The following is a 25,907-nucleotide window of genomic DNA, read 5'->3' as shown; positions in this document are numbered from 1 at the left end:
GGGAAGCGGGCGTGGCAATCTAACCAGAACGTCCGCTTCCCACACAGGACCGCCGATGCGCCGCCTTCTCGCCATTGCCGCCACGATCCTGACGCTGTCGACGCCGGCGATCCTGACGCCAGCACAGGCCGCCACCCGGACCGTCACCGCGCTGAAGCAGTTCGGCGAGCCGCAGTTCCAGCCCGGCTTCACCCATTTCCCCCACGTCAACCCCGATGCGCCCAAGGGCGGGTCGGTCGGGCTGGCCGAATCGCAGCCGGGCACCTACGACAGCCTGAACACGCTGATCCTGCGCGGGGTGCGGCCGCGCACGCTGGGGCTGATCTCCGACACGCTGATGGTCGGGTCCGGCTGGGAACTCGACGCCGCCTATGCCCACATGGCGGAAAGCGTCGAGGTGCCGGACGATTATGGCTGGGCGGTCTTCACGCTGCGCCAGGGCGCCCATTGGCATGACGGCACGCCGATCACCAGCGCCGACGTGGTCTTCACCTGGGACGCGATCCAGGCCCATGGCGCGCCCTTCATCAAGTCCTTCCTCGACCGCACCGCCAAGGTGGAGGCGCTGGACGACCGCCGCTTCAAGATCACCCTGACCGGCACCGGGGAGATCAAGCCGATCATCGACTTCGCCACCACCTTCTCGCCCCAGCCCAAGCATTGGTGGATGTCGAACGGTCGCGACATCTCCAAGACGACGCTGGAGCCGGTGCTGGGCAGCGGCCCCTACCGCATCAGGACGGTCGATCCCGGCCGCTCCATCACCTATGAGCGGGTCGCCGACTGGTGGGCGAAGGATCTGCCGACCGCCCGCGGCTTCTACAATTTCGACATCGTGAAGGACGACTTCTACCGCGACGACGACGTGATGTTCGAGGCGTTCAAGGCCGGCGCCTACGACTTCCGCGGCGAATACCGGGCGCAGCGCTGGACCACCGGCTACGACTTCCCCGCCATGAAAGACGGCCGGGTCCGGAAGCTGGAGGTGCCGAGCGAGCTGCCGCTGGGCGCCCAGGGCTTCCGCCTGAACACCCGGCGCGACAAGTTCGCCGACCCGCGCGTGCGCGAGGCACTGGCCCTGCTGTTCGATTTCGACTGGATCCAGAAGAACATCCTGTACGGCCAGTACAAGCGGACGCTCAGCAACTTCCCCAACTCCGACTTCGGCGCCAAGGGTCCACCCGGCCCGGCGGAGCTGGCGCTGCTGGAGCCGTTCAAGGCGCAGCTGTCCGAGCGGCTGCTGACCCAGCCCTTCACCCTGCCGACCACCGACGGCAGCGGCAACAACCGCGCCCAGGTGCGCGAGGCGACCCGCCTGTTCAAGGAGGCCGGCTGGGAGGTCCGCAACGGCAAGCTGACAAACGGCAAGACCGGCGAGGCGATGGCCATCGAATTCCTCGACGGCACCGGCGCGCTGACCCGCGTCATCCAGCCCTATGTCGAGAGCCTGCGCCGCGTCGGCATCGACGCGTCCCTGCGTCTGGTCGACACCGCGCAGTATCAGGCGCGGCTGGACGAGTTCGATTTCGACTCGATCATCGTCAACCTCGCCTTCTTCACCCCGCCGGGCACCGAACTGCGCGGCTATTTCGGCTCCGCCGCCGCCGGCCTGAAGGGATCGGCCAACTATTCCGGCATCCACGACCCGGTGGCCGACGCGCTGATCGAGAAGGCGCTGACCGCCAAGGATCTCGACTCGGTGCAGGCCGCCACCCGCGCGCTCGACCGCGTGCTGCTGTGGGGGTTCTACATGGTGCCGCAATGGCACAACCCGGAAAGCTGGGTCGCCCACAAGGCGTGGCTGGCCCATCCAACGGTCTGGCCGAAATACGATCAGGACTATCGCAGCACCAATTTCCCGGCTGCCTGGTGGGTCGATCCGGCCGGTAAGGCGGCGCAGCCTTGATGACGCCCCATTGCAGGGCTAACTCCATCGGACTGAACGCTTTTCGAGAAAACAAGCGAGGGAGGGGATCGGGCATGACGGGTCGGATGCGGTGGCTGGGCACCGGTATGGCGGCGGCAGCGGTGATGATGGCGGCAGCGCTTCTGCCGGCATCCCCTGCCTCGGCTCAGGAAAAGGGCAGCCACGCCCTGGCCCTGCACGGCAAGCCGAAATACGGGCCGGACTTCCAGCATCTCGACTACGCCAACCCCGACGCCCCGAAGGGTGGCGAGGTCAAGCTGATGGCCTTCGGCGGCTTCGACAACCTGAACCCTTTCATCCTGCGCGGACAGGCCGCCGCCGGGGCCGGGCTGGTGTTCCAGACCCTGACCACCAGCAACGGCGACGAGGCGATCACCGAATACGGCCTGCTGGCCGAAAGCATCGAGGTCGCTCCCGACCGCACCTGGGTCGCCTTCACCTTGCGGCCGGAGGCCCGCTTCCACGACGGCCAGCCGGTCACGGCGGACGACGTGATCTGGAGCTTCGACACGCTCAAGGAAAAGGGTCACCCGCTCTACCGCACCTATTACGCCGACGTAACGAAGGCGGAGAAGACCGGCGAGCGGACGGTCAAATTCTCGTTCCGGGATGGCAACAACCCGGAGCTTCCGGTCATCATGGGCCAGCTGCCGGTGCTGCCCAAGCATGCCTTCGCCAACCGCGATTTCGCCACCACCACCCTCGATCCGCTGATCGGCAGCGGCCCCTACAAGGTGGTGGACGTGCAGGCCGGCCGCGCCATCACCTATGAGCGGGTCAAGGACTGGTGGGCGAAGGATCTGCCGATCAACCGCGGCCGCTACAATTTCGACCGCATCCGCTACGACTATTACCGCGACCTCGACGTCGCCTTCGAGGCGTTCAAGGCCGGCGCCTATGATTTCCGGCTGGAGAACTCGTCGAAGAATTGGACCACCGGCTACAATGTTCCGGCGGTGCAGAACGGCCAGATCATCAAGGAGGAGATCAAGCACGAGGACCCGCAGGGCATGCAGGCCTTCGTGTTCAACATTCGCCGTCCGATCTTCCAGGACCGCCGCGTGCGCGAGGCGCTGAACTATTTGTTCGACTATGAATGGACGCGGGCCAACCTGTCCTATGGCCTGTACCAGCGCACCAAGAGCTATTTCGCCAACACCGAACTGGCCTCCACCGGCCTGCCCTCGCCCGAGGAACTGATGCTGCTGGAACCCTTCCGCGGCCAGATCCCGGACGAGGTGTTCACCAAGCCCTACGAGCCGCCGAAGACCGACGCCAGCGGCAACATCCGCGGCAACCTGCGCACCGCGCTGGGCCTGCTGAAGGACGCCGGCTGGGAGCTGAAGAACGGCAAGCTGGTGAATGCCCAGGGCCAGCCCTTCCGCTTCGAGTTCCTGCTGGTCCAGGCCGACATGGAACGCATCGTCCAGCCCTTCGTCCGCAATCTGGAGCGCGCCGGCATCGAGGCGCAGATCCGCGTGGTCGACAGCGCGCAGTACCAAAACCGCACCGATAATTTCGATTACGATATGATCATCGAGCGGTTCCCGCAGTCGTTGTCGCCCGGCAACGAGCAACGCGATTACTGGGAATCCTCGCGCGCCGACCAGCCCGGCAGCCGCAACGCGATCGGCATCAAGAACCCGGCCATCGACAAGCTGGTGGAGACGCTGATCGCCGCCCCCGACCGCCCGTCGCTGATCGCCGCCACCCGGGCGCTCGACCGCGTGCTGCTGTGGAACTGGTACGTCATCCCGCACTGGCACGACACGGTGTACCGCGTGGCCTATTGGAACCGTTTCTCCCATCCCACGGTTGCCCCAAAGTACGGCCTGGGCTTCCCGGACAGCTGGTGGATCGACGCGGACAAGAACGCGAAGCTCGCCAACAGCGCACGCCGCACAGGACCGTGAACGATAGTTTGGTCTAAGCTGCCGTTTCCTTGAGGATTGGGGAGGGTCGGGACACCCGCGATGCTGGCCTACATCATCCGCCGCCTGTTGCTGATCATCCCCACCCTGTTCGGGATCATGGTGATCAATTTCCTGATCGTGCAGATCGCCCCCGGCGGCCCGATCGAGCAGATGATCGCCCGCGTCCAGGGGACAGCGGTGGAGGCGACCTCGCGCATCGGCGGCAGCGCCAGCGGCGACGCCAACGCCGCCCAGCGCCAGAACCAAACCGGCGGCGACAGCGGCGGCAAGTATCGCGGCGCCCAGGGGCTGGACCCCGCCTTCATCAAGCAGCTGGAGAAGGAGTTCGGCTTCGACAAGCCGCTGCACGAACGTTTCATCCACATGATGTCGAACTACATCGTGTTCGATTTCGGGACCAGCTACTTCCGCGACCGCCGCGTGGTCGATCTGGTGCTGGAGAAGATGCCGGTGTCGATCTCGCTCGGCATCTGGACGACGCTGATCGTCTATCTGGTCTCCATCCCGCTCGGCATCGCCAAGGCGGTGCGCGACGGCCAGCCCTTCGACGTCTGGACGTCGGGCGTCGTCATCGTCGGCTACGCCATCCCCAGCTTCCTGTTCGCGGTGCTGCTGATCGTGGTGTTCGCCGGCGGGCGCTATCTCGACTGGTTCCCCCTGCGCGGGCTGGTCTCGGACAATTGGGGCAGCCTGCCCTGGTACAAACAGGTGCTCGATTACTTCTGGCACATGGCGCTGCCGGTGGTCTCGATGGTGATCGGCGGTTTTGCCGGCCTGACCATGCTGACCAAGAACTCCTTCATGGAGGAGATCGGCAAGCAGTACGTCACCACCGCGCGGGCCAAGGGCCTGACGGAGAACCGCGTGCTGTACGGCCATGTCTTCCGCAACGCCATGCTGATCGTCATCGCCGGCTTCCCCGGCGCCTTCATCGGCATCCTGTTCACCGGCGCCATGCTGATCGAGGTGATCTTCTCGCTCGACGGGCTGGGGCTGCTCGGCTTCGAGGCGGCGATCAACCGCGATTATCCGGTGATGTTCGGCACGCTCTATTTCTTCACGCTGCTGGGGCTGATCATGAATCTGGTCGGCGACATCACCTATGTGATGGTCGACCCCCGCATCGACTTCGAATCGCGGAGGGTGTGATGACTCCGCTGACCCGGCGCCGGCTGGCCAACTTCAAGGCGAACCGCCGCGGCTTCTGGTCCTTCTGGATCTTCCTGGTGCTGTTCGTCGTCTCGCTGGGGGCGGAGTTCATCGCCAACGACAAGCCGCTGCTGATCGAATACGAGAACCGCTATTACTGGCCGGTCTTCCACACCTACCCCGAGACCACCTTCGGCGGCGAGTTCGAGACGGAGACCGATTACCGCGACGCTTATGTCCGCGACCTGATCAACGCCAAGGGCTGGATGGTCTGGCCGCCGATCCCCTACAGCTACCGCACCATCAACTACAACCTGCCGGTCCCGGCCCCCGCCCCGCCGTCGGCCGACAACTGGCTCGGCACCGACGACCAGGGGCGCGACGTGGTGGCGCGGCTGATCTATGGCTTCCGCATCTCGGTGCTGTTCGGTCTGGTGCTGACCGTCTTCTCGTCGGTCATCGGCGTCGCCGCCGGCGCGGTCCAGGGGTATTTCGGCGGGCTGACCGACCTGTTGTTCCAGCGCTTCATCGAGATCTGGCAGGGGCTTCCCACCCTGTTCCTGCTGATCATCCTGGCCAGCGTGGTGACGCCCACTTTCTGGTGGCTGCTCGGCCTGCTGCTGCTGTTCTCCTGGACCTCGCTGGTCCATGTGGTGCGGGCGGAGTTCCTGCGGGCGCGCAACCTCGACTATGTGCGCGCGGCCAAGGCGCTGGGTGCCGGGGATGTCACCATCATGGTGCGCCATGTGCTGCCCAACGCCATGGTGGCGACGCTGACCTTCATGCCCTTCATCCTCAACGGCTCGATCACCACGCTGACCGCGCTGGACTTCTTAGGCTTCGGCCTGCCGCCGGGGTCGCCATCACTGGGCGAGCTGCTGGCCCAGGGCAAGGCCAACCTCCAGGCGCCGTGGCTCGGCCTGACCGCCTTCTTCGTGCTGGCGATCATGCTGAGCCTGCTGATCTTCATCGGCGAGGCGGTGCGCGACGCCTTCGACCCGCGCAAGACCATCGCCCAGATGTCCACCGCGCTGCCCGGTGAGGCCGCCGCCGCGACGGCGGCGCGCAAGGAAGCGGCGGAATGACGATGACGACCCTCAAGAGCCCGACATGAGCCTGATGCCCCCCAACCCCGACCTCCTGTCCGTGCGGGGCCTGCGCGTCGATTTCCGCTCGGGCGCCGGCGCGACCCAGGCCGTCAAGGGCGTGTCCTTCGACATCCAGAAGGGCGAGACGCTGGCGCTGGTCGGCGAATCGGGCTCCGGCAAGTCGGTGACGGCGCTGTCGATCCTGCAGCTGCTGCCCTATCCGATGGCGCACCACCCCGCCGGGTCGATCCGCTTCCGCGACACCGAACTGCTGGGTGCCGAGGAGAAGACCCTGCGGCAGGTGCGCGGCAACCGCATCGCCATGATCTTTCAGGAGCCGATGACCTCGCTGAACCCGCTGCACAGCATCGAGCGGCAGATCAACGAGACCCTGTTCCTGCACAAGCGCCTGTCGAACGCCGCCGCCCGTGCCCGCACGCTGGAGCTGCTGCGCCTCGTCGGCCTGCCCGACCCGGAAAAGCGGCTGACCGCCTATCCGCACGAGCTGTCGGGCGGCCAGCGCCAGCGCGTGATGATCGCCATGGCGCTCGCCAACGAGCCCGACCTGCTGATCGCCGACGAGCCGACCACGGCGCTCGACGTCACCATCCAGGCGCAGATCCTGGCGCTGCTGAAGGATCTGCAAAGCCGCTTCGGCATGGCGCTGCTGCTGATCACCCACGATCTGGGCGTGGTGCGCAAGATGGCGGACCGCGTCTGCGTGATGAACCAGGGCGAGATCGTCGAGCAGGCCAAGGTCGACGACCTGTTCATCCGCCCGCGCCACGCCTACACGAAGAAGCTCCTGTCGGCCGAGCCGCGCGGCAACCCGCTGTCGCCGCCCGACGATGCCGCCGAGGTGATGGCCGCCGACCGGCTGAAGGTCCATTTCCCGATCAAGAAGGGCCTGCTGCGCCGCACCGTCGGCCATATCAAGGCGGTGGACGGCGTCGATGTCGCGGTGCGCCGCGGCCACACGGTGGGCGTCGTCGGCGAATCGGGATCGGGCAAGACCACGCTGGGGCTGGCCCTGCTGCGGCTGCACGCCAGCCAGGGCGCCATCCGTTTCGATGGCACCGACATCCAGGGCTGGCAGCCGAAGCGCCTGCGGGCCTTGCGCCGCGAGATGCAGATCGTCTTCCAGGACCCCTACGGCAGCCTGTCGCCCCGCCTGTCGGTCGGCCAGATCATCGGCGAGGGGCTGGGCATCCACGGCATCGGCGACCGGGAGGAACGCGAGGTGATGGTCGCCCGCGCCCTGGAGGAGGTTGGCCTGCCGCCCGAGGCGCGCAACCGCTACCCGCACGAGTTCTCCGGCGGCCAGCGCCAGCGCATCGCCATCGCCCGCGCCCTGGTGCTGAAGCCGAAGTTCGTCGTGCTGGACGAGCCGACCTCGGCGCTTGACATGTCGGTGCAGGCGCAGATCGTCGATCTGCTGCGCGACATCCAGGCCCGCCACAACCTCGCCTACCTGTTCATCAGCCACGATTTGCGGGTGGTGCGGGCGCTGTCCAGCCACGTCATGGTGATGAAGGACGGCAAGGTGGTCGAACAGGGGCCGACCCAGCGCATCTTCGAGGAACCGCGCGAGGAGTACACCCGCGCCCTGCTCGCCGCCGCGCTGAACCTGGAGGCAGTGGAGTCGCCGGCGGTGCGGACGTAAGGCGCGTGCGATTCCTTGGGCACGGGAGGTGTCGACAAGATCTCCACGGATTTCACGGATGTCGCGGCCCAAGGCAGCACTCCTTCGTGAAGGGCCGAAGCGCCGCCAAGTTCAAAAAGATCCGTGAAATCCGTGTCTAAATCCGTGAAATCCGTGGAAGGCCCACCCACCGAAACCACAGCTTCCGGGACGACCTGCCACCGCGCCAAGGGCTTTATCCCGGACCGCTCCGCGGGTAGGGTACCGCTCCCTCGCACAGACCGACGCCGCCGCCATGACCGACACCGCCCCGCAAGACGCCGCCCGCCTCGCTGAAGCCGTCCGGTCGGGGGACCGGCGGGCGCTGGCTCGGGCGATCACGCTGATCGAATCGACGCGTGCCGACCATCGCGCCACCGCTGACGCGCTGCTGGCGGCGCTGCTGCCTTATACCGGCAATTCGGTGCGACTCGGCATCTCCGGCGTGCCCGGCGTTGGCAAATCGACCTTCATCGAGGCGTTCGGGCTGCATGTCATCGGGCTGGGGCACAAGGTCGCGGTGCTGGCGGTCGATCCGTCGTCGCAGCGCACCGGCGGCTCGATCCTGGGCGACAAGACCCGGATGGTCGACCTGTCGCGCGATCCCGCCGCCTTCATCCGTCCCTCCCCCGCCGGTGCGACTTTGGGCGGCGTGGCGCGCCGCACGCGCGAGGCGATGCTGGTCTGCGAGGCCGCCGGCTTCGACGTGATCGTGGTGGAGACGGTCGGCGTCGGCCAGTCGGAAACCGCAGTCGCCGACATGGTCGACCTGTTCATGCTCCTCCTCCTCCCGGCCGGCGGCGACGAGTTGCAGGGCATCAAGAAGGGCATCGTCGAACTGGCCGACCTCGTCGTCGTCAACAAGGCCGACGGCGATCTCGCGGCCACCGCCCGCCACACCGTCGCCGATTACCGGCATGCGCTGACGCTGTTGCGCCATGGCGACTGGCGGGTACCGGTTCTCAGCTGCTCGGCCTTCCGGAAGGTGGGCATCGACGCGATCTGGGACACCATCGGTGAGCACAAGGCGCTGACCGAGGCCAACGGCGCCCGCGCCACCCGCCGGTCGGAGCAGGCCCGCGCCTGGCTGTGGAGCGAGATCCGCGAGACGCTGATCGACCGCTTCCGTGCCCACCCGGCGGTGCGGGCCGATCTGGCGCGACTCGAGGCGGAGGTAACCGCCGGAACCACCATCCCGGCGGCGGCCGCCCACACCCTTCTCGGGCGCTTCCTCGACCGGACGGAAACCATCTGATCCAACGGGGCATAACCCGTTCAGCTTATGTTGCACCGCAACAAATCCGTTGCACCGCACCAACCGTAGGGCTATTCTGTTCCGGGCGGGAAAGGGGCGACGTGCGCCGATTCGACTTTGTCGATTCGCCTCCGTCGCTTGGGCCGGGGTGCCCGCGGTCTCCTGGGGTTACGCCGGAGCGGCCTTTCCGTTTCCGCCAATATGCCTTGCTCTACGGGAGACAACGCCATGACCGCTCAGCCGACCCCCGCCAACGTCCTGAACCTGTTCAAGACCAACGCCCAAACCACTGCCGCCACTGCTGCTGCCAAGTCCGCCCGCGTCGCCACGCTGGTGCAGGACGGCTACCGCCGCTGGTTCGACGGCGTCACCGCCTCGGTCAACGACGCCAGCCGCCTGGCCGCCGGGCTCGGCAAGGCCCGCAACGCCGCCGATCTGGCCGCACTTCAGCGCGACTGGCTGTCCACCACCCAGGCCCGCGTGACCGAGAGCGTGCAGGGCTTCCTGGACGTCTCCACCAAGATCGCCGCCGAGATCACCGCCCTGCCGGCTCCGGCCGCGGAGGCTGCCCCGGCCCCGAAGGCCGAGGCTCCGAAGGCCGAGACTCCGAAGCCGGCACCGGTGGCCGCCCCGGTGATTGCCGCCCCGAAGGTCGAGGCCCCGAAGGTCGAAATCGCCGCCCCGGTTCCGGCCCCTGTTCCGGCTGTTGCTGCGGAGACCGCTCCGGTCGCCGCCACCGTTGCCGCTCCGGCCGCCGAGCAGGTCGAGGTTCCGGTGAAGGAACTGGTCGAAACGGTGAAGGCCGAGACGGCCGCCCCCGCCGCGGCAATCGCCGCCGAGGCGAAGGCGGTGGCCAAGCCGGCGCAGCGCCGCCCCGCCAAGCCGCTGGCCGCCAAGCCGGCGTCGAAGACCTCCCCGACCGTGAACTGACACCCGTCGGCACAAGATTGGCGCGGCTCGTCTCTTCGTCGGATCGAAGAGGCCGCCGCGCTTCGACTCTCCACACTCCCGCGACGACTCAGGCTTTAACGGTTTCATCGCGGTTCCCGGTTTGAAGACAGGCTTGACGACGGCGCTTTTGTTCGACTATATAGCGGCCTCCTTCGGGCGGCAGGCCGTCCGTTACCGGGTTTCATTTGCTAAAATAAAGGAACAGTCCGATGGCACGTCGGTGCTCCGTGACCGGCAAGGGCACGCAGTTTGGCAACAACGTCAGCCACGCCAACAACAAGAATCGTCGCCGCTTCCAGCCGAACCTCCAGGAAACGTCGCTGCTCAGCGACAGCCTGGGTCAGCTGGTGCGTCTGCGCCTCTCGGTGAACGCGATCCGCTCGATCGAGCACAAGGGTGGCCTCGACGCCTTCCTGCTCGATGCGAAGGACGCGGTGCTGAGCCTGGATGCCCGTCGCATCAAGCGCCGGATCTCCAAGGCGCAGGAGAAGCAGCAGGCTGCGGCCTGATCGCTTCCCCGATTCTGGGGCGCGTTTGGTGTGCTGAGGCGGGGCGCTTGCCGCTCCGCCGATGAGATTTAGGACGCGTACAGGACGATTCCGACTCCCGGTAAGAGAGCGGCGCGCGACATCCGAAAGGGTGCCGCGCGTTTCGTCGTTTCAGGCCCCCCATTTCCGGGCCGACCATTTCTTGCGATGTGAACCGTGGAACATCTCCGGGAAGATGTTCCACGACGTTTCATCGTCAAGCTCCATCGGCCGACGCCCTACTCCTCCAGCAGCCCGTCCGGATCCTCGGCATCCACCACCCGCCGGGCGATCTCATAGCCGAAGCCGGCGCGGCCCAGCGCCGCCATGTCCTTTTCCCGCTGCGCCGCGCGCTGTTCCGGCCGCCGGTAGGGTCCCAGTCGGCGCCGCTTCGCCAGCGCCAGCGCCGCCGTCAAATCCAGATCGGGTCCGACATCCTCGCGCAGGCTGTCCAGCGCCTTGTCGGCCTCGTCGCGGCCGATGCCCTTGCCGGCCAGCTTCTGGGCGATCAGCCGGGTGGAGGCGCCGCGGCGGTGCAGGCTTTCGGTGCGCATCCGGGCATAGGTCTCGTCGTTCAGCAGGCCGCTGCGGACATAGCGCGCCAGCAGCTCATCGATCCAGCGGCCCCCCTCCTCGCGGTCGGTGCCATGGGCCTTGGCCGACAGGTCGACCTTGCGCATCAGCACCCGGCGCAGATTGGATGTCGAACTGGCGAAGCGCTCCAGATAATGCAGCGCCGCGTTCTCCAGATACTGCGGCGTGACCCGCTTGGGCGGCTTTCTCGCCGGCGGACCGGCGTTCTTGTTCAAAGGGCGCTTATCGTCGGTGTTCATGGCAGTCCCTTCGGCGGCGGCGGTTGCCGGATGGGCGGGCCGCACGTACAGTCCGTGGCCTTACTGGCGGTCCGTGACCTACCCGGCGCCCTTTCCTGGCGAAACAGTTCCGGCTCTCCATCGGCTCCCCCAGGGGCGCCGAAACCGCGGGTGCCGGTTCCCAAAAGGCAGATCGTGACGCGATGACCCTTCCCCTTCCTCCCATGCCGCGCAATGTCGGTTCCGTCAACTGGATCGGCCTGTGGACGCTCTACGCACGCGAGGTGCGGCGCTTCATCAAGGTGCACCAGCAGACCGTCTGGGCGCCGGTGGTGACGACGCTGCTCTATTACGCGGTGTTCGCCCTGTCGCTGGGGTCGGCGGTGCGGATGGTCGGCGCCACACCTTACCTGGAGTTCCTGGCCCCCGGCCTGATCATGATGGCGATGGTGCAGAACGCCTTCGCCAACACCTCCTCCTCCGTCGTGATCGCCAAGGTCCAGGGCAACATCGTCGACATCCTGATGCCGCCCTTGTCGCCGATGGAGCTGGTCAGCGGCTTCGTGCTGGGCGGCGTCACCCGCGGCATCGTGGTCGGTCTGGTGACCGGTCTGGCCATCTGGGCGGTGATCCCGATGCACATGCCGCATCCGGGCTTCGTCCTGTTCCATGCCGTGATGGCGTCGATGCTGCTTTCGCTGCTGGGTCTGGTCGGCGGCGTCTGGTCGGAGAAGTTCGACAACATCGCCGCGGTGACCAACTTCGTGGTGACGCCGCTGTCCTTCCTGTCCGGCACCTTCTATTCGGTCGACACCCTGCCGCCGGTCTTCTGGTGGGTCGCCCATTTCGACCCGTTCTTCTACATGATCGACGGCTTCCGCTACGGCTTCATCGGGGTGTCCGACGGGGCGCGCTGGCTGGGCGTGGCGGTGATGCTGGGCGTGAATGCCGGCCTGTGGTGGCTCGCTTGGCGCATGTTCAAGACCGGCTACAAGCTTAAGGCGTGAAGACGCTGCGAAAACAGCGCTTTTTCACCCCTGTCCGTTGACAGAACCCATCAATCCCCGGATATTTGCCGTTCCCGGCGGTCAGGCATTGGCCGCCGGATTTTCCTTTTTTGGGAGACCAAAGCCGTGATCCCCGTCGTTATGCCCACATACGCCCGCGCCGATGTTGTTTTCGAGCGCGGTGAAGGTCCGTATCTCTACGCGACCGACGGGCGACGATTCCTCGACTTCGCCGCCGGCGTCGCGGTGAACGCCCTGGGTCACGCGCATCCCTATCTGGTCGAAAAGCTGACCGAGCAGGCGCAGAAGCTGTGGCACACCTCCAACCTGTTCCGGGTCGCCGGGCAGGAGAGCCTGGGCAAGCGCCTGACCGAGGTGACCTTCGCCGACACGGTGTTCTTCACGAACTCCGGTGCGGAAGCGTGGGAATGCGGCGCCAAGGCCGTCCGCAAGTACCATTATGACAGCGGCAACCCGCAGAAGAACCGCATCATCACCTTCGAGCAGGCCTTCCACGGCCGCACGCTGGGCGCCATCTCGGCCGCCAAGCAGGAGAAGCTGGTGCACGGCTTCGACCCGCTGCTGGACGGCTTCGATCAGGTGCCCTTCGGCGACCTCGACGCCGTGCGCGCCGCGATCACGCCGGCCACCGGCGGCATCTGCGTCGAGCCGATCCAGGGCGAGGGCGGCATCCGTGCCGGCTCGGTGGAGTTCCTGCGCGGCCTGCGTGCACTGTGCGACGAGCATGGCCTGCTGCTGTTCCTGGACGAGATCCAGTGCGGCATGGGCCGCACCGGCAAGCTGTTCGCCCATGAATGGGCGGGCATCACGCCGGACGTCATGTGCGTCGCCAAGGGCATCGGCGGCGGCTTCCCGCTCGGCGCCTGCCTTGCCACCGAGCGTGCGGCGTCCGGCATGACCGCCGGCACCCACGGCTCGACCTATGGCGGCAACCCGCTGGCGACCGCCGTCGGCAACGCCGTGCTGGACGTCGTGCTGGCGCCGGGCTTCCTGGACGACGTTCAGAAGACCTCGGTCCTGCTGCGCGGCCGCCTGGAGGAGCTGATCGCCAGGCATCCGTCGATGTTCCTGGAGCTGCGCGGCCAGGGCCTGATGCTGGGCCTCAAGCTGGGCCAGCCGGTCGGCGAGGTGGTGGCGAAGCTGCGCGCCAACGGCCTGCTGGCGGTTCCGGCCGGCGACAATGTGGTGCGGCTGCTGCCGCCCCTGAACATCGGCGAAGCCGAAGTGAACGAAGCCGTCGGGATTCTCGACCGGACGGCGCAGGAGTGCGTGGGATGAACGGCGACAACAACACCGCCAACGGCACGGTTCGGCATTTCCTCGACATCGACCGGATGGACGGCGCCACCCTGCGCCGCCTGCTCGACCATGCCGTCCGCATCAAGGCCGACCTGAAGAAGGACCGGCTGGCCCATTCCACCCTGCTGGCCGGCCGTTCGCTGGCCCTGATCTTCGAGAAGCCCTCGACCCGCACCCGCGTGTCGTTCGAGGTCGGCATGCAGCAGTTCGGCGGCAATGTCGTGGTGCTGAAGCCCGACGACATGCAGTTGGGCCGCGGCGAGACCATCGGCGACACCGCCCGCGTGCTGTCGCGTTTCGTCGATGCGGTGATGGTCCGCACCACCGGCGAGGAGCGGGTGCATGAGCTGGCGGCCCATGCCAGCATTCCGATCATCAACGGCCTGACCGACCAGACCCACCCCTGCCAGATCATGGCCGACCTGATGACCTTCGAGGAGCATCGCGGTCCGATCAACGGCCGGACCGTCGCCTGGATCGGCGACTGCAACAACGTCGCGGTCAGCTGGGCGCATGCCGCCGTCCGCTTCGGCTTCGAACTGCGTCTGGCCTGCCCGACCGTCTACGGCCCGTCGCCGGACCTGCTGGCCTGGGCCGAGCGCGAGGGCAGCGGCCGTCTGGTCGTCACCGACAGCCCGGAAGAGGCGGTGGCCGGGGCCGAATGCGTCATCACCGACGCCTGGGCCTCGATGCACAACACCGATGTGGACGAGCGCGCCGCGATCCTCGCCCCCTATCAGGTGAACGAGGCGCTGATGGCACACGCGCACCCGGAGGCGCTGTTCATGCACTGCCTGCCGGCCCACCGGAACGAGGAAGTGACCGACGGCGTGATCGACGGCCGTCATTCGGTGGTCTGGGACGAGGCGGAAAACCGCCTGCACGCCCAGAAGGCAATCCTCGGCTGGTGCATGGGCGTGCTGGACTGACCGTCCACGCCCGATCCCTGCATTCGACGCTTCGATTGGCCCTCTTCCCACCCCGGGAGAGGGCCAAACTCGCATGGGTGCCCTGCCGATCTTGATTCGGCCCATCCGCACCCCGATCTTCGGCCCTACGCCCGCATAACCGGTCTCTGTCTTAAGGAATCTGCCCTATGGACGATCCGTCCGTCCGCCCGCTCACCGATGATTTCGTCCTGCCGTTCCAGATCGAGGCGTCGCGCCTGCGCGGCCGCATCGTCAAGCTGGGGCCGGCGATCGACGAGATCCTGACCCGCCACGATTATCCGCCGACCGTTGCCCGCTTCCTGGCGGAGACGGCGACGCTCGCCGTGCTGCTCGCCAGCATGCTGAAGTACGAGGGCATCTTCACGCTCCAGACCAAGGGCGACGGGCCGATCCGCCTGATGGTGGCCGACGTCACCTCGGTCGGCGACGTGCGCGCCTATGCCCAGTTCGATCCGGAAGCGCTGGCCAAGGCCGAGCGGGACGTCGACATCGCCCCGGCCGCCGCCCTGCTGGGCAAGGGCTATATCGCCTTCACGGTGGACCAGGGCCCCGACACCGACCGTTACCAGGGCATCGTCGAGCTGTACGGCAAGACGCTGACCGACTGCGTCCAGCATTACTTCCGCCAGTCCGAGCAGATCGACACCGGCCTGACCGTCTCGGTCGACCGCGCGGCGCTGCCGGACGGTTCCTTCGGCCCCTGGCGCACCGGCGGCATCATGGTCCAGCGCCTGCCGCAGGAACAGGGGCTGACCGCGTCGGACAGCGAGGACGATTGGCGCCGCGCCATGGCGCTGATGGCCAGCGTCAGCGGCGACGAGCTGCTGTCGACCGATTTGCCGGCCGCCGACCTGCTCTACCGCCTGTTCCACGAGGACGGCGTGCGGGTCTATGAGGGCAACGCCCTGCGCTTCGGCTGCCGCTGCTCGCGCGAGCGGGTGGAGAACATGCTGCGCAGCCTGCCCCGCGAAGAGGTGCAGGAGCTGAAGATCGACGACGGCCGGGTCGAAGTGACCTGCCAGTTCTGCTCGACCGACTACCACTTCACCGACGCGGATCTCGACCGCGTGTATGGTCCTGCCTCCTGACCCCGCCTCCCTCTTGGAAATAGGGTCAGACAAAAACGCGTTCATGGGGGCGCGGCGTCCGCGCCGCGCCCCCTTCCTTTTCCAGCAACCCAGGTTGCCGAAAGCAGCCCAAGAACCGGAGCCCCCATGCTGTCGCGCCGCTTCACCCTCGCCGCCGGAATGGCCACCCTTCTGCTTGCCGCCTGCCAGAGCGCGCCGCCGCGGCCGGCGCCCCGTCCGGTCGACTTCTCCAATTTCGGGCCGATCGTCCTGAATGCCGGCACCGTCGACGTGGTCGACGCCTACCGTCCGGTTGGCGGCAAGCATGTGGAGGACCGCTCCGCGGTTCCGCCGGCCGAGGCGGTGCGGCGTTGGGCGGCGGAGCGGTTGCAGGCGGCCGGCGGGACGGGCCGTGTGCGCGTCACCATCCGCGACGCCAGCATCGTCGAGGTGGCGCTGCCCACCAAGAAGGGCATCACCGGCTATTTCACCAACGACCAGGCCCAGCGCTATGACGGCCGGATCGAGGTGGAGATCGCCGGCGAGGTGCCGGACACCGGCAATGGCGGCTTCCGCGGCGTGACCCGCTCCACCGTCACCCATTCCACCACCGTGGCGGAGAACATCTCGCTGGCCGACCGCGAGGCCACCTTCCTGGAAATGACCCGCCGGATGATGGACGATCTGAACGCCCGCCTGGATGCCGGCATCCGCAAGGATCTGGCGCCGATGGTCCGGCGCTGACCTTTTTGTAAGAGTTGGCCGGGCGCAAGAGTTGGCCCGGCCTTTGCGGTGGGGCACCCGACGTTTCGTCAGAACGGAGGGTGCCCATGCCGAAATTCGACCTCTATGTCGTCCGGCCGCCGGAGGGATCGGCCACGATCACAGCCATCCCTGAGGAAAAACAGCAGTCGTCCCAGGCGGCGCTCCGCAATCTCAGCCGCTCCGGCTGCGTGGTGAAGTCCCTGGGCGACATAGACCTGTCCTTCGTCAAGAAATCGGAGGCGCAGATCAAGCTGGAACTGGCGGTCCGGCAGATGTTCGCCGCCTCCGCCTACAAACCGCCAGTGTCTATTGTCTGGTAGTGGCTGTCCGGTATTGACCGCCCGCTAGCGGCACGGGATGAGTGGCCTTCTGGCGGGGGCGGCAGAAACTGCCCCCGCCCGCCGCCCCTATCGGCACGTTCGGCCGGTAAATTCGGCCGCCAAGACCCTGTCCGGCAAACCCGGCCCTAGATTTCCAGCTGCATGCCCAGCTCGACCACCCGGTTGGGCGGGATGCAGAAATACTCCGACGCGCTGGACGACAGCTTCGACAGGAAGATGAACAGCGGTTCCTGCCAGCGCGGCAACCCGGACTTGCCATGGCTGCGGATCAGCGTTTCGCGGCTGACGAAATAGGTCGTCTCCATCGGCTCGAACGGCAGTCCTGGGATGCGCTTGCTTTCCAGCGCCACCGGGATATCCGGTTCGTCCTTGAAGCCGAAATGGACGATCAGCCGGAAGAACCCGGCCGACAGCGCCTTCAACTCGAAGCGCTGCTCGTCCGGCACATGCGGCACATCCTCGATGTCGACGGTCAGCAGGACGACGCGCTGATGCAGCACCTTGTAGTGCTTCATGCTGTGCAGCAGCCCCGGCGGCAGGCCGCGCGGGTTGCCGGTCAGGAACACCGCGGTGCCCGGCACCCGCTGCACCGACCCGCTCTTCAGCCGCTCCAGCAGCATGTCGAAGGGCAGCGCATCCTCGGCCAGCCGCTTGCGCACCACCTCGCGGCCGCGCCGCCACGTCGCCATCAGCAGGAAGACCGCAGCACCGACCACCAGCGGGAACCAGCCACCCTCCTCCACCTTCACCAGATTGGCGAGGAACAGCGCCATGTCGACGGTCAGGAACACCGCCAGCGCCAGCACCGCCTGCCACAGCTTCCAGCGGCCGAGCGAGCGCGCCACCTTGTAGGCCAGCAGCGTGGTCGCCACCATCGTGCCGGTCACCGCGATGCCGTAGGCGGCAGCGAGGTTGCTGGAGGTCTGGAAGCTCAGCACCAGCAGGATGACGCCGGCCAGCAGCAGCCAGGTCAGCTGCGGCATGTAGATCTGGCCCTTCTCGTGCTCCGACGTGTGCATCACCTCCATCCGCGGCAGATAGCGCAGATGCATGGCCTGCAAGGTCACCGAATAGGCGCCGGAGATCACCGCCTGCCCGGCGATGATGGTGGCGGCGGTGGCCAGCAGCAGCAGCGGCACCTGCGCCCAGTCCGGCGCCAGATGGAAGAAGGGGTTCTCGATGGCTTCCGGCTCGTGCAGCAGCAGGGCGCCCTGGCCGAAATAGCAGAGCAGCAGCGACGGCAGCACGATGCTGTACCAGGCGCCGCGGATCGGCTTGCGGCCGAAATGCCCCATGTCGGCATAGAGCGCCTCCGCCCCCGTCACCGCCAGCACCACGGCCCCCAGAAGCAGGAATCCGTGCCAGCCATGGTTGAACAGCATCTCCACCGCATGGCCGGGCCACACCGCGCCCAGAACGCCGGGATAGCGGATGATCTGCCCCAGACCCAGCACCGCCAGAGTCAGGAACCATACCAGCATCACCGGCCCGAACAGCTTGCCGACCTTCTCGGTGCCGAATCGCTGCAGCACGAACAGCCCGACCAGGATGGTCAGCGTGATCGGGATGACATAGCTGTCCAGGGCGGGGGCGACGACATGCAGGCCCTCCACCGCGCTGAGCACCGAGATGGCGGGGGTGATCAGGCTGTCGCCGTAGAACAGCGAGGCGCCCATCACGCCGATCGCCATGACGACCCCGGTCCGCCGGTGCCCCGGCCGCATGCCGCGCAGCGCCAGCGCGGTCAGCGCCAGGATGCCGCCCTCGCCCTGGTTGTCGGCGCGCATGATGAAGATGACGTACTTCACCGTCACCGTGATGATCAGCGCCCAGAAGATCAGCGACAGCACGCCCAGGATGACTTCGGGCGTCAGCGGAAAGCCGCCGCCCTCGGTCAGGCATTCGCGCAGCGTGTAGAGCGGGCTGGTGCCGATGTCGCCATAGACGACACCCAGCGCCCCCAGCGCGAGCGCGCGCAGCTTGGCCGCATGCTCCCGCCCATCCATGCTTGCTTCCATACCCGGTCAGCTCCGATGTTTCTAAGCACGGCCATGCCTAAGGTGGCTTGGCATCGCCGCGCAAGCCCCGAATGGCGAAACGCCCCACCGGCACGACCGATCCACCGTGATTTTCATCCCGACGGGGTCAAAACAATATAGGGCCGGCGCGGCACTCGGCACCGTTGCATCGGGGCCGGGGCCGTGCTTCCATCCTAGCGTGTACCGTGGACAGTCCCGAGCCGGCAGCCATGTCCAACGATTTCCTGTTCGCCTCGGACGAGTCCCCCTCCCCGCAGGACCTGTCCGGCGGGGCCGGCGACACCGCCGCTCCGCCCTGGCTGGTTCTGGTGGCCGACGACGAGCCGGAGGTGCATGCCGTCACCCGGCTGGCGCTCGCCCGGTTGCGCTTTCGTGGCCGTCCCGTCCGCCTGCTCGACTGCACCAGCGCGGTTGAGGCGGAACGCATCCTGCGCGACACCCCGGACATCGCCGTCATCCTGCTCGACGTGGTGATGGAGACCGAGGATGCCGGCCTGCGGCTGGCCCGCCGCATCCGCGAGGAGTTGGGCAACCGCGCCATCCGCATCGTCCTGCGCACCGGGCAGCCGGCCCGCGTGCCGGAGGAGGAGCTGGTCCTCGCCTATGAAATCGACGGCTACACCGCCAAGACCGAACTGACGGCACGCCGGCTGTTCACCAGCGTGGTGACGGCATTGCGCGCCTATGCCGATCTGGCGGCCCTGGAACAGAAGCTTGCCGAACGCGGCCGCGCGCTGGAGGAGGCGACCGTCCGCCTCAACCGCATGGCGACGCTGGACCCGCTGACCGGCGTGTGGAACCGACGCCGCTTCCTGGAACTGGCGGCGGCGGAGCTGGCGCGAGCGCGGCGCTATGGCCGTCCTCTCGGCGTCTTCCTGCTCGACCTCGACGGTTTCAAGGCGGTCAACGACGCTCATGGCGATGCCGTCGGCGACGCGGTGCTGCGCGCGGTGGTGAAGCGGATCCGGGCGGCTCTGCGCATCTCCGATCACATCGCGCGGTCGGGCGGGGAGGAGTTCGTCGTGCTTCTGCCGGAAACCGACGTCGCCGGCAGCGCCGTGGTGGCGGAACGGGTGCGCGCCGCCCTGGCCGACAGCCCGATCCTGGTGGAGGAACGGACGATCCCCGTCACCGCCAGCATCGGCGTCGCCGACTGGCTTGCCGATGAGCCCGGCGTCGAACAGACCCTGCACCGCGCCGAACACGCTTTGGATGCCGCCAAGCAGGCTGGCCGCAACCGGGTCGAACGCGCGCCGGGGCAATAGGGTGCCGCACACGGCCCTCCGTCCTGTCGACTGTGTAATATCGTTTCAGCGGCGCGATTGAACGGCGGCAAGCCAGGGGTTACTCCTATCGTTGGAAACATCCAGCCGGATGGCATTTCCGATCGGGGGTTCGCACATGTGGCAGGACTACACCAACGCGCTGATGACCGCCTTCGGACTGGCCGGGCTGGGGTTCGGCATCGGCAAGCTTGTGATCGTGCTGGGCGAACGTGCGATCGAACGCCGCCATGGGTCGGAGGGGGTGCGCGATATCATCGCCCGCCGCGCCAAACTGGAGAGCAAACTGGAGGCCCGCCGCGGTGACCGCATTCGCGAACTGAAGGATCTGGACGGTGCGGCCGAGGATGTGCTGCGCCGCCGCAAGGTGATGGAACGCCAGATCGAGGAGGCGCGCCAGTCCGGCGAGCGGCTGGTCCGTCTGGTCGGCGAGGAGGTCCAGGGCAGCCCCTGCTACGTCGCCATGGTGGTGAACAAATATGTTGGCACCGGCGCCGTCCAGCAGAGCCAGCATTCGCTGGTCGATCCCAGCTGGGCTCAGCCGCAGATGATCGAGGTTTGGGCGCGCTCGATGGCGGAGGCGCGGACGGAGATCGAGCGGCGCTACCCGCCCGCCTTCGGCTATGCCGTGACGCGGATGCAGGAATTCCTGTCCGCCGACACCCCCGTCGCCAAGGCCAGCTGAGCCCCCATCGAAAGCCGGACCCGCCATGGACAGCATGCCCTACATCTTCTCCGGTCTGGTCGGCCTCGCCTCCCTGGCGGTGTCGCTGCTGCTGGCGTTGCGCCGCCTGAAGACGTCGGAGGAGCGGATCGCCACCGCGGTGTCGCGCAAGCAGGCGCAGGTGGAGCGGATCAGGAAAATCGCCCGCGTCACGCTCCAGCAGGCCCGCGACCTGCGCGACGCCCGCCGCCGCAAGGCGATGGCCGAACTGGGCTGCGAGGATTTGGAACAGCGCCTGAAGGCCGCCGGCGCCAGCGACCGCCGCATCTATGTACTGGACGACCGCCGCACCCAGAAGGATCAGGGCTGGCTCCTGCGGGTGGTCAACATCGAATACGGCACCCGCGTCAACCCCACCCTCATTCCCACCGCGCTCGACAGCTGGAAGCGGGGCCGGCGCTTCCTCGTTTGGGCGCTGGACGAGAAGAAGGCCCGCGAAAAGGTCAACGCCCGCTTCCCCGAGAACAAGGGCTTCACCGTCATGGGCGCCGAATCCTATATCGAGTAAGAATGCGGCTGGAGAGCCGCAGCTTGCCGCAATAATGACAAAAGTCCCATTTTCAGATTATCATCCCTGCGCGCACCCATCCGTCCGCGCCGGGGAGCCTTGCCATGATCCGTTACGCCGAGTTGCAGCTCGCCACCAACTTCAGCTTTCTGGAGGGGGCGTCGCACCCTGACGAGCTGGCGATGACGGCGGCGGCGCTGGGGCTGGCGGCGGTGGGGGTGACGGACCGCAATTCGCTGGCCGGCGTGGTGCAGATGCATGTGGCGGCGAAGAAGGTCGGCATCCGGCCGCTGATCGGCTGCCGGCTGGACCTGACCGATGCCGACAGCCTGCTGGCCTACCCGACCGACCGCGCCGCCTATGCGCGGCTGTCGCGGCTGCTGACGCTGGGCAAGATGCGGGCGCCGAAGGGCGAGTGCTTCATCGCCCGCGCCGATGTGCTGGCCCATGCCGAAGGCATGCTGTTCCTGCTGCTCGGCCCCGACCGGCGCGACGAGTCGTTCCTGCGCGAACTGCGCGCCTGGCGCAGCGGGCTGGCGCGCGGGCAGCTCTATCTGGCGGCGAGCCACCGCTACCAGGGCGACGACGCCCGCCGGCTGCGCTGGCTGGCCGGTCTGGCGGAGGCGGAGGGGGCGCCGCTGGTCGCCACCAACGACGTGCTCTATCACGGTGCCGGGCGGCGGGCGCTGGCCGACGTGATGACCTGCATCCGCCATCACACCACCATCGACGAGGCCGGCTGGCGCCTGTCCGCCAATGCCGAGCGCCACCTGAAACCGGCCGTCGAGATGGCCCGCCTGTTCCGCGACCATCCGGACGCCGTCGTCCGCACGCTGGAGATCGCCGAGGCCTGCCGCTTCTCGCTGGATGAGCTGCGCTACGAATATCCCGACGAGGTGGCGGAAGGCCGCGACCCGCAGGAAACGCTGGTCGCCCTGACCTGGAACGGGGCGGCCAAGCGATATCCGCCCGACCGCTTCCCCGGCGGCATTCCCGACACGGTGCGCCAGACGGTGGAGCGCGAACTGGCCTTGATCGCCGAGCAGCGCTTTGCCCCCTATTTCCTGACCGTCCACGACATCGTCCGATTCGCCAGGGAAGAGGACATCCTCTGCCAGGGGCGCGGCAGCGCCGCCAACTCCGCCGTTTGCTATTGCCTGGGCATCACTTCGGTCGATCCGACCGAAGTCGATCTGCTGTTCGAGCGCTTCATCTCCTCCGCCCGCGGCGAGCCACCGGACATCGATGTCGATTTCGAACATGAAAAGCGCGAGGAGGTGATCCAGTACATCTATGAGAAATACGGCCGCGCCCGCGCCGGCCTGACCGCCACCGTTATCCGCTACCGCGCCCGTAGCGCGCTCCGCGAGGTCGGCAAGGCGATGGGGCTGTCGGCCGATCTGGTGGCGCGGCTGACCGGCTCGATCTGGGGCTGGAGCCGCGAGGGCGTCGACGAGGAGCGCGCCCGCAAGCTCAGCGTCGATCCCGACGACCCGAGGCTCAAGCGCACGCTGGAGCTTGCCAACGAACTGATGGGCTTCCCGCGCCATCTGTCGCAGCATGTCGGCGGCTTCGTCATCACCCGCGGTCCACTGTCGGATCTCTGCCCGGTCGCCAACGCGGCGATGGAGAACCGCAGCACCATCGAATGGGACAAGGACGACATCGACGCGCTGAACATCCTGAAGGTCGACGTGCTGGCGCTGGGCATGCTGACCTGCATCCATCGCGCCTTCGACCTGATCGAGCAGGTACATGGGCAACGCTGGGCGCTCGCCACCCTGCCCCAGGACGATCCCGCAGTTTACGAGATGCTGGGACAGGCCGACAGCCTAGGCGTCTTCCAGGTCGAAAGCCGCGCGCAGATGAGCATGCTGCCCCGGCTGAAGCCGAAGGAGTTCTACGATCTGGTGATCGAGGTCGCCATCGTCCGCCCCGGCCCGATCCAGGGCGGCATGGTCCATCCTTACCTGCGCCGCCGCAGCAAAGTGGAGCCTGTGACCTATCCGATGCCGGAGCTGGAACCGGTCCTCCGCCGAACGCTGGGTGTCCCGCTGTTCCAGGAGCAGGCGATGAAGGTCGCCATGGTCGGCGCCGGCTTCACCGCCGAGGAGGCCGACCAGCTGCGCCGCGCCATGGCAGCCTTCCGCAAGAACGGACAGGTCGAGCGGTTCCACGACAAATTCATCGCCGGCATGATCGCCAACGGCTGCGACCCCGATTTCGCCGAACGCTGCTTCAAGCAGATCGAGGGATTCGGCGAATACGGCTTCCCCGAGAGCCACGCCGCCAGCTTCGCGCTGCTGGTCTATGTCTCCGCCTGGATCAAGCACCACCACCCCGCCATCTTCGCCGCCGCCCTGCTGAACAGCCAGCCCATGGGCTTCTACGCCCCGGCCCAGATCGTCCGCGACGCGAAGGAGCATGGCGTGAAGGTGCTGCCGCCGGACGTGAACCTGTCGGGCTGGGATTGCACCATCGAACCCCAGGACCAGTCCCTTCTCCCCCCTGGGGAGAAGGTTAGGATGAGGGGGTTTGGCAACGCCGAAGAAATCCACGCCACGCATCCCCCTCACCCCGCCCCTCTCCCCGGGGGGGAGAGGGAGATAGTCCTCCGCCTGGGTCTCCGCCTCATCAAAGGCTTCACCCAGGCCCACGCCGACTCGGTCGTCCTCTCCCGTGCCGGCGGCTACAGCGACCCTTACGATCTGTGGCGCCGCGCCCGCCTGCCGGTCGCGGCACTGGAAAAGCTCGCCAAGGCCGACGCCTTCCGCTCGGTCGGGCTCGACCGCCGGGCGGCGCTGTGGGCGGTGCGGGCGCTGGGCGACCAGCCGTTGCCGCTGTTCGCGAGGCTGGACGGCCCGATGGCCGAGGAGCCGGAAGCCCCGCTGCCCGCCATGGCGCTCGGCGAGCATGTGGTGATGGATTACGGCAGCCTGTCCCTGTCGTTGAAGGCCCACCCGCTGTCGCTGCTGCGCGACGGCCTGCCGGGCATCACCCCGGCGGAGCGGCTGGCGCAGACGCGCGACGGCCGCCGCCTGACCACCGCCGGCCTCGTCCTGGTCCGCCAGCGGCCGGGCAGTGCCGAGGGCGTCGTCTTCATCACGCTGGAGGACGAGACCGGGATCGCCAACCTCGTCGTCATGCCCGACGCCTTCGAGACCTTCCGCCGCCCGATCATGACCGCCCGGCTGATGGCCGCCACCGGCCGGGTGCAGAACCACGACGGTGTCGTGCATCTGCGCGTGGAAACGCTGATCGACCTGACCCACCGGCTGTCCGACCTGACCGGCGAGGCGCGGCCTGCGGCAGGCCCCTTCCCAAAGGGGCGCAATTTTCATTGAGAGGGCCGATTGCTCCTGACATCACGCTGTCAGGAGGGGCGTGCTATCAAGAGGGCGTGCCGGCACGAACCACGAACATCCACCCCACTCGCTGTCAGGAGCCACCCCGATGAACATCCCGCACGTCGTCACCTGGTTCGAGATTCCGGTCGCCGACCTCGCCCGCGCGGTCCGCTTCTACGAGACCGTCTTCGCCGCCAAGATGGTCCAGGAGCCCTGCCCCAGCGGCATGACCATGGCCGTCTTCCCGGCCGAAGGCACCGCCGTCAAGGGCTGCCTGATCCAGCATGAGGCCTGCAAGCCGAGCGCCGACGGCACCACCGTCTACCTGAACGGCGGCGACGACCTGTCCGCCCCGCTGGCCCGTGCCGAGCAGGCCGGCGCCCGCATCGTCGTGCCGAAGACGCTGATCACCCCCGAAATCGGCTATTTCGCCCAGTTCATCGACAGCGAAGGCAACCGCGTCGGCCTCTATTCGATGCACTGACCGCACACACCCCCCGACCGCCGGAGCCGCCGCCATGCGCCGCGCCGACCGCCTGTTCCAGATCGTCCAGCATCTCCGCAAGGGGCGGCTGGTGACGGCTGCCGAACTGGCGCGGTGCCTGGAGGTGTCGGAGCGCACCGTCTACCGCGACATGCGCGACCTCGCCTCCTCCGGCGTGCCGGTGGAGGGGGAGGCCGGCGTCGGCTATCTGCTGCGCGACGGCTACGACCTGCCGCCGCTGATGTTCACCCAGGACGAGGTCGAGGCGCTGGTCGTCGGCGCCCGCCTCGCCCGCGCCTGGGTCGGCGGCGCGCTGGCCGATGCCGCCGCCCGCGCGCTCGACAAGGTCGAGGCGGTGGTGCCGGAGGCGCGGCGGCGCGAACTGGCCGACAGCCGCGTCTTCGTCCCCGACTTCTCCTTCCCCGCCCCCCTGCGCGACCGGATGGATGTGCTGCGCTGCGCCATCAACGCCAGACGCGTGGTGATGTTCGACTATCGCCGTCAGGACGGCACCCATTCCGCCCGCGCCGTCCAGCCGCTGGGCCTGTTCTTCTGGGGCCGGGTGTGGACGCTGGGCGCCTGGTGCGAACTGCGCGAGGAGTTCCGCAGCTTCCGCATCGACCGCATGGAAACTTTGCTGCCCCTGGAGCGCCGGTTCGACGAGATCCCCGGCCGCGGCCTGGACGATTATCTCGCCCTCTGGCGTCGGGAGGGTTGCCCCCAGGGGTGAGGCCCCCCTCAAAAAACC

At 67.6% G+C, this 25,907-nt stretch carries 22 protein-coding genes; 20 read left to right on the top strand and 2 right to left on the bottom strand.

Features of this window, described 5'->3' with window-relative positions; all coding sequences use genetic code 11:
* Positions 1-55: 55 nt before the first annotated feature.
* The 8 genes from GBZ48_RS10875 to rpmB all read left to right on the top strand — a co-directional run bounded on the left by GBZ48_RS10875 (position 56) and on the right by rpmB (position 10,494).
* Positions 56-1,906: an extracellular solute-binding protein gene (locus tag GBZ48_RS10875; protein WP_174471062.1), complete on the top strand. Its 1,851-nt coding sequence runs from the start codon at positions 56-58 to the stop codon at positions 1,904-1,906.
* A gap of 74 nt (positions 1,907-1,980) precedes the next feature.
* A complete protein-coding gene (locus GBZ48_RS10870; protein WP_209798164.1) occupies positions 1,981-3,840 on the top strand; it encodes an extracellular solute-binding protein in 1,860 nt (619 codons plus the stop codon).
* Positions 3,841-3,900: 60 nt separating this feature from the next.
* The gene (locus tag GBZ48_RS10865; protein WP_174471061.1) at positions 3,901-5,010 is read left to right on the top strand and encodes a microcin C ABC transporter permease YejB; all 1,110 of its coding nucleotides are present in this window, start codon (positions 3,901-3,903) and stop codon (positions 5,008-5,010) included.
* Positions 5,010-6,095: an ABC transporter permease gene (locus GBZ48_RS10860; RefSeq protein WP_174471060.1), complete on the top strand. Its 1,086-nt coding sequence runs from the start codon at positions 5,010-5,012 to the stop codon at positions 6,093-6,095. The genes GBZ48_RS10865 and GBZ48_RS10860 overlap by 1 nt, the downstream gene beginning before the upstream one ends.
* A gap of 25 nt (positions 6,096-6,120) precedes the next feature.
* Entirely contained in the window at positions 6,121-7,761 is a 1,641-nt protein-coding gene (locus GBZ48_RS10855; RefSeq protein ID WP_174471059.1) for an ABC transporter ATP-binding protein, read from the top strand.
* 274 nt (positions 7,762-8,035) lie between these two features.
* Positions 8,036-9,034, top strand: a complete 999-nt coding sequence (gene meaB, locus GBZ48_RS10850; protein WP_174471058.1) for a methylmalonyl Co-A mutase-associated GTPase MeaB — start codon at positions 8,036-8,038, stop codon at positions 9,032-9,034.
* 228 nt (positions 9,035-9,262) lie between these two features.
* Positions 9,263-9,964 (top strand): hypothetical protein, encoded by a 702-nt coding sequence (locus GBZ48_RS10845; RefSeq protein ID WP_174471057.1) that lies wholly within the window; start codon positions 9,263-9,265, stop codon positions 9,962-9,964.
* 230 nt (positions 9,965-10,194) lie between these two features.
* On the top strand, positions 10,195-10,494 hold the full coding sequence (gene rpmB / locus GBZ48_RS10840; protein WP_012973047.1) for a 50S ribosomal protein L28: 300 nt from the start codon (positions 10,195-10,197) through the stop codon (positions 10,492-10,494).
* Between the two features lie 257 nt (positions 10,495-10,751).
* On the opposite strand, the gene GBZ48_RS10835 is transcribed toward rpmB, so the two are convergent.
* Positions 10,752-11,345, bottom strand: coding sequence for a regulatory protein RecX (locus GBZ48_RS10835; protein WP_174471056.1), 594 nt, complete (start codon positions 11,343-11,345; stop codon positions 10,752-10,754).
* Positions 11,346-11,527: 182 nt separating this feature from the next.
* Between GBZ48_RS10835 and GBZ48_RS10830 the strand changes: the two genes are divergently transcribed.
* From GBZ48_RS10830 to GBZ48_RS10805, 6 genes are all read left to right on the top strand, one after another.
* A complete protein-coding gene (locus tag GBZ48_RS10830; RefSeq protein WP_109051954.1) occupies positions 11,528-12,331 on the top strand; it encodes an ABC transporter permease in 804 nt (267 codons plus the stop codon).
* A 126-nt stretch (positions 12,332-12,457) separates the two neighbouring features.
* Positions 12,458-13,630: an aspartate aminotransferase family protein gene (locus tag GBZ48_RS10825; protein ID WP_343049521.1), complete on the top strand. Its 1,173-nt coding sequence runs from the start codon at positions 12,458-12,460 to the stop codon at positions 13,628-13,630.
* Entirely contained in the window at positions 13,627-14,580 is a 954-nt protein-coding gene (gene argF / locus GBZ48_RS10820) for an ornithine carbamoyltransferase (protein WP_174471055.1), read from the top strand. The genes GBZ48_RS10825 and argF overlap by 4 nt, the downstream gene beginning before the upstream one ends.
* A gap of 167 nt (positions 14,581-14,747) precedes the next feature.
* The gene (locus GBZ48_RS10815; RefSeq protein WP_174471054.1) at positions 14,748-15,689 is read left to right on the top strand and encodes an Hsp33 family molecular chaperone; all 942 of its coding nucleotides are present in this window, start codon (positions 14,748-14,750) and stop codon (positions 15,687-15,689) included.
* Between the two features lie 126 nt (positions 15,690-15,815).
* Positions 15,816-16,412: a hypothetical protein gene (locus GBZ48_RS10810; protein WP_174471053.1), complete on the top strand. Its 597-nt coding sequence runs from the start codon at positions 15,816-15,818 to the stop codon at positions 16,410-16,412.
* An 86-nt stretch (positions 16,413-16,498) separates the two neighbouring features.
* On the top strand, positions 16,499-16,753 hold the full coding sequence (locus GBZ48_RS10805; RefSeq protein ID WP_042442375.1) for a hypothetical protein: 255 nt from the start codon (positions 16,499-16,501) through the stop codon (positions 16,751-16,753).
* Positions 16,754-16,899: 146 nt separating this feature from the next.
* On the opposite strand, the gene GBZ48_RS10800 is transcribed toward GBZ48_RS10805, so the two are convergent.
* Positions 16,900-18,792 carry a potassium transporter Kup gene (locus GBZ48_RS10800; RefSeq protein ID WP_109051948.1) on the bottom strand — a complete coding sequence of 631 codons (1,893 nt, stop codon included), beginning with the start codon at positions 18,790-18,792 and terminating at the stop codon, positions 16,900-16,902.
* 230 nt (positions 18,793-19,022) lie between these two features.
* Between GBZ48_RS10800 and GBZ48_RS10795 the strand changes: the two genes are divergently transcribed.
* The 6 genes from GBZ48_RS10795 to GBZ48_RS10770 all read left to right on the top strand — a co-directional run bounded on the left by GBZ48_RS10795 (position 19,023) and on the right by GBZ48_RS10770 (position 25,889).
* On the top strand, positions 19,023-20,078 hold the full coding sequence (locus GBZ48_RS10795; protein WP_174471052.1) for a GGDEF domain-containing response regulator: 1,056 nt from the start codon (positions 19,023-19,025) through the stop codon (positions 20,076-20,078).
* A 109-nt stretch (positions 20,079-20,187) separates the two neighbouring features.
* Positions 20,188-20,781, top strand: a complete 594-nt coding sequence (locus GBZ48_RS10790; protein ID WP_246307121.1) for a hypothetical protein — start codon at positions 20,188-20,190, stop codon at positions 20,779-20,781.
* A 25-nt stretch (positions 20,782-20,806) separates the two neighbouring features.
* Entirely contained in the window at positions 20,807-21,328 is a 522-nt protein-coding gene (locus GBZ48_RS10785; RefSeq protein ID WP_174471051.1) for a hypothetical protein, read from the top strand.
* 104 nt (positions 21,329-21,432) lie between these two features.
* The gene (locus GBZ48_RS10780; RefSeq protein WP_174471050.1) at positions 21,433-24,672 is read left to right on the top strand and encodes an error-prone DNA polymerase; all 3,240 of its coding nucleotides are present in this window, start codon (positions 21,433-21,435) and stop codon (positions 24,670-24,672) included.
* Between the two features lie 109 nt (positions 24,673-24,781).
* Positions 24,782-25,159, top strand: a complete 378-nt coding sequence (locus GBZ48_RS10775; RefSeq protein ID WP_174471049.1) for a VOC family protein — start codon at positions 24,782-24,784, stop codon at positions 25,157-25,159.
* 34 nt (positions 25,160-25,193) lie between these two features.
* A complete protein-coding gene (locus GBZ48_RS10770) occupies positions 25,194-25,889 on the top strand; it encodes a helix-turn-helix transcriptional regulator (RefSeq protein WP_174471048.1) in 696 nt (231 codons plus the stop codon).
* Positions 25,890-25,907 lie beyond the last annotated feature (18 nt).

Origin of the sequence: Azospirillum melinis, from assembly GCF_013340935.1 — a bacterium.
GTDB classification, from domain to species: domain Bacteria; phylum Pseudomonadota; class Alphaproteobacteria; order Azospirillales; family Azospirillaceae; genus Azospirillum; species Azospirillum melinis.
Note: the sequence above shows the minus strand (reverse complement) of the source record. Positions and strands in the feature narration are given on the sequence as shown.

Excerpts from the sequence above, each read along its gene's own strand:
- GBZ48_RS10875 (WP_174471062.1), top strand. The coding sequence starts at position 56 with ATGCGCCGCCTTCTCGCCATTGCCGCCACGATCCTGACGCTGTCGACG.
- GBZ48_RS10870 (WP_209798164.1), top strand. The coding sequence starts at position 1,981 with ATGACGGGTCGGATGCGGTGGCTGGGCACCGGTATGGCGGCGGCAGCG.
- GBZ48_RS10865 (WP_174471061.1), top strand. The coding sequence starts at position 3,901 with ATGCTGGCCTACATCATCCGCCGCCTGTTGCTGATCATCCCCACCCTG.
- GBZ48_RS10860 (WP_174471060.1), top strand. The coding sequence starts at position 5,010 with ATGACTCCGCTGACCCGGCGCCGGCTGGCCAACTTCAAGGCGAACCGC.
- GBZ48_RS10855 (WP_174471059.1), top strand. The coding sequence starts at position 6,121 with ATGAGCCTGATGCCCCCCAACCCCGACCTCCTGTCCGTGCGGGGCCTG.
- meaB (WP_174471058.1), top strand. The coding sequence starts at position 8,036 with ATGACCGACACCGCCCCGCAAGACGCCGCCCGCCTCGCTGAAGCCGTC.
- GBZ48_RS10845 (WP_174471057.1), top strand. The coding sequence starts at position 9,263 with ATGACCGCTCAGCCGACCCCCGCCAACGTCCTGAACCTGTTCAAGACC.
- rpmB (WP_012973047.1), top strand. The coding sequence starts at position 10,195 with ATGGCACGTCGGTGCTCCGTGACCGGCAAGGGCACGCAGTTTGGCAAC.
- GBZ48_RS10835 (WP_174471056.1), bottom strand. The coding sequence starts at position 11,345 with ATGAACACCGACGATAAGCGCCCTTTGAACAAGAACGCCGGTCCGCCG.
- GBZ48_RS10830 (WP_109051954.1), top strand. The coding sequence starts at position 11,528 with ATGACCCTTCCCCTTCCTCCCATGCCGCGCAATGTCGGTTCCGTCAAC.
- argF (WP_174471055.1), top strand. The coding sequence starts at position 13,627 with ATGAACGGCGACAACAACACCGCCAACGGCACGGTTCGGCATTTCCTC.
- GBZ48_RS10815 (WP_174471054.1), top strand. The coding sequence starts at position 14,748 with ATGGACGATCCGTCCGTCCGCCCGCTCACCGATGATTTCGTCCTGCCG.
- GBZ48_RS10810 (WP_174471053.1), top strand. The coding sequence starts at position 15,816 with ATGCTGTCGCGCCGCTTCACCCTCGCCGCCGGAATGGCCACCCTTCTG.
- GBZ48_RS10805 (WP_042442375.1), top strand. The coding sequence starts at position 16,499 with ATGCCGAAATTCGACCTCTATGTCGTCCGGCCGCCGGAGGGATCGGCC.
- GBZ48_RS10800 (WP_109051948.1), bottom strand. The coding sequence starts at position 18,792 with ATGGAAGCAAGCATGGATGGGCGGGAGCATGCGGCCAAGCTGCGCGCG.
- GBZ48_RS10795 (WP_174471052.1), top strand. The coding sequence starts at position 19,023 with ATGTCCAACGATTTCCTGTTCGCCTCGGACGAGTCCCCCTCCCCGCAG.
- GBZ48_RS10790 (WP_246307121.1), top strand. The coding sequence starts at position 20,188 with ATGGCATTTCCGATCGGGGGTTCGCACATGTGGCAGGACTACACCAAC.
- GBZ48_RS10785 (WP_174471051.1), top strand. The coding sequence starts at position 20,807 with ATGGACAGCATGCCCTACATCTTCTCCGGTCTGGTCGGCCTCGCCTCC.
- GBZ48_RS10780 (WP_174471050.1), top strand. The coding sequence starts at position 21,433 with ATGATCCGTTACGCCGAGTTGCAGCTCGCCACCAACTTCAGCTTTCTG.
- GBZ48_RS10775 (WP_174471049.1), top strand. The coding sequence starts at position 24,782 with ATGAACATCCCGCACGTCGTCACCTGGTTCGAGATTCCGGTCGCCGAC.
- GBZ48_RS10770 (WP_174471048.1), top strand. The coding sequence starts at position 25,194 with ATGCGCCGCGCCGACCGCCTGTTCCAGATCGTCCAGCATCTCCGCAAG.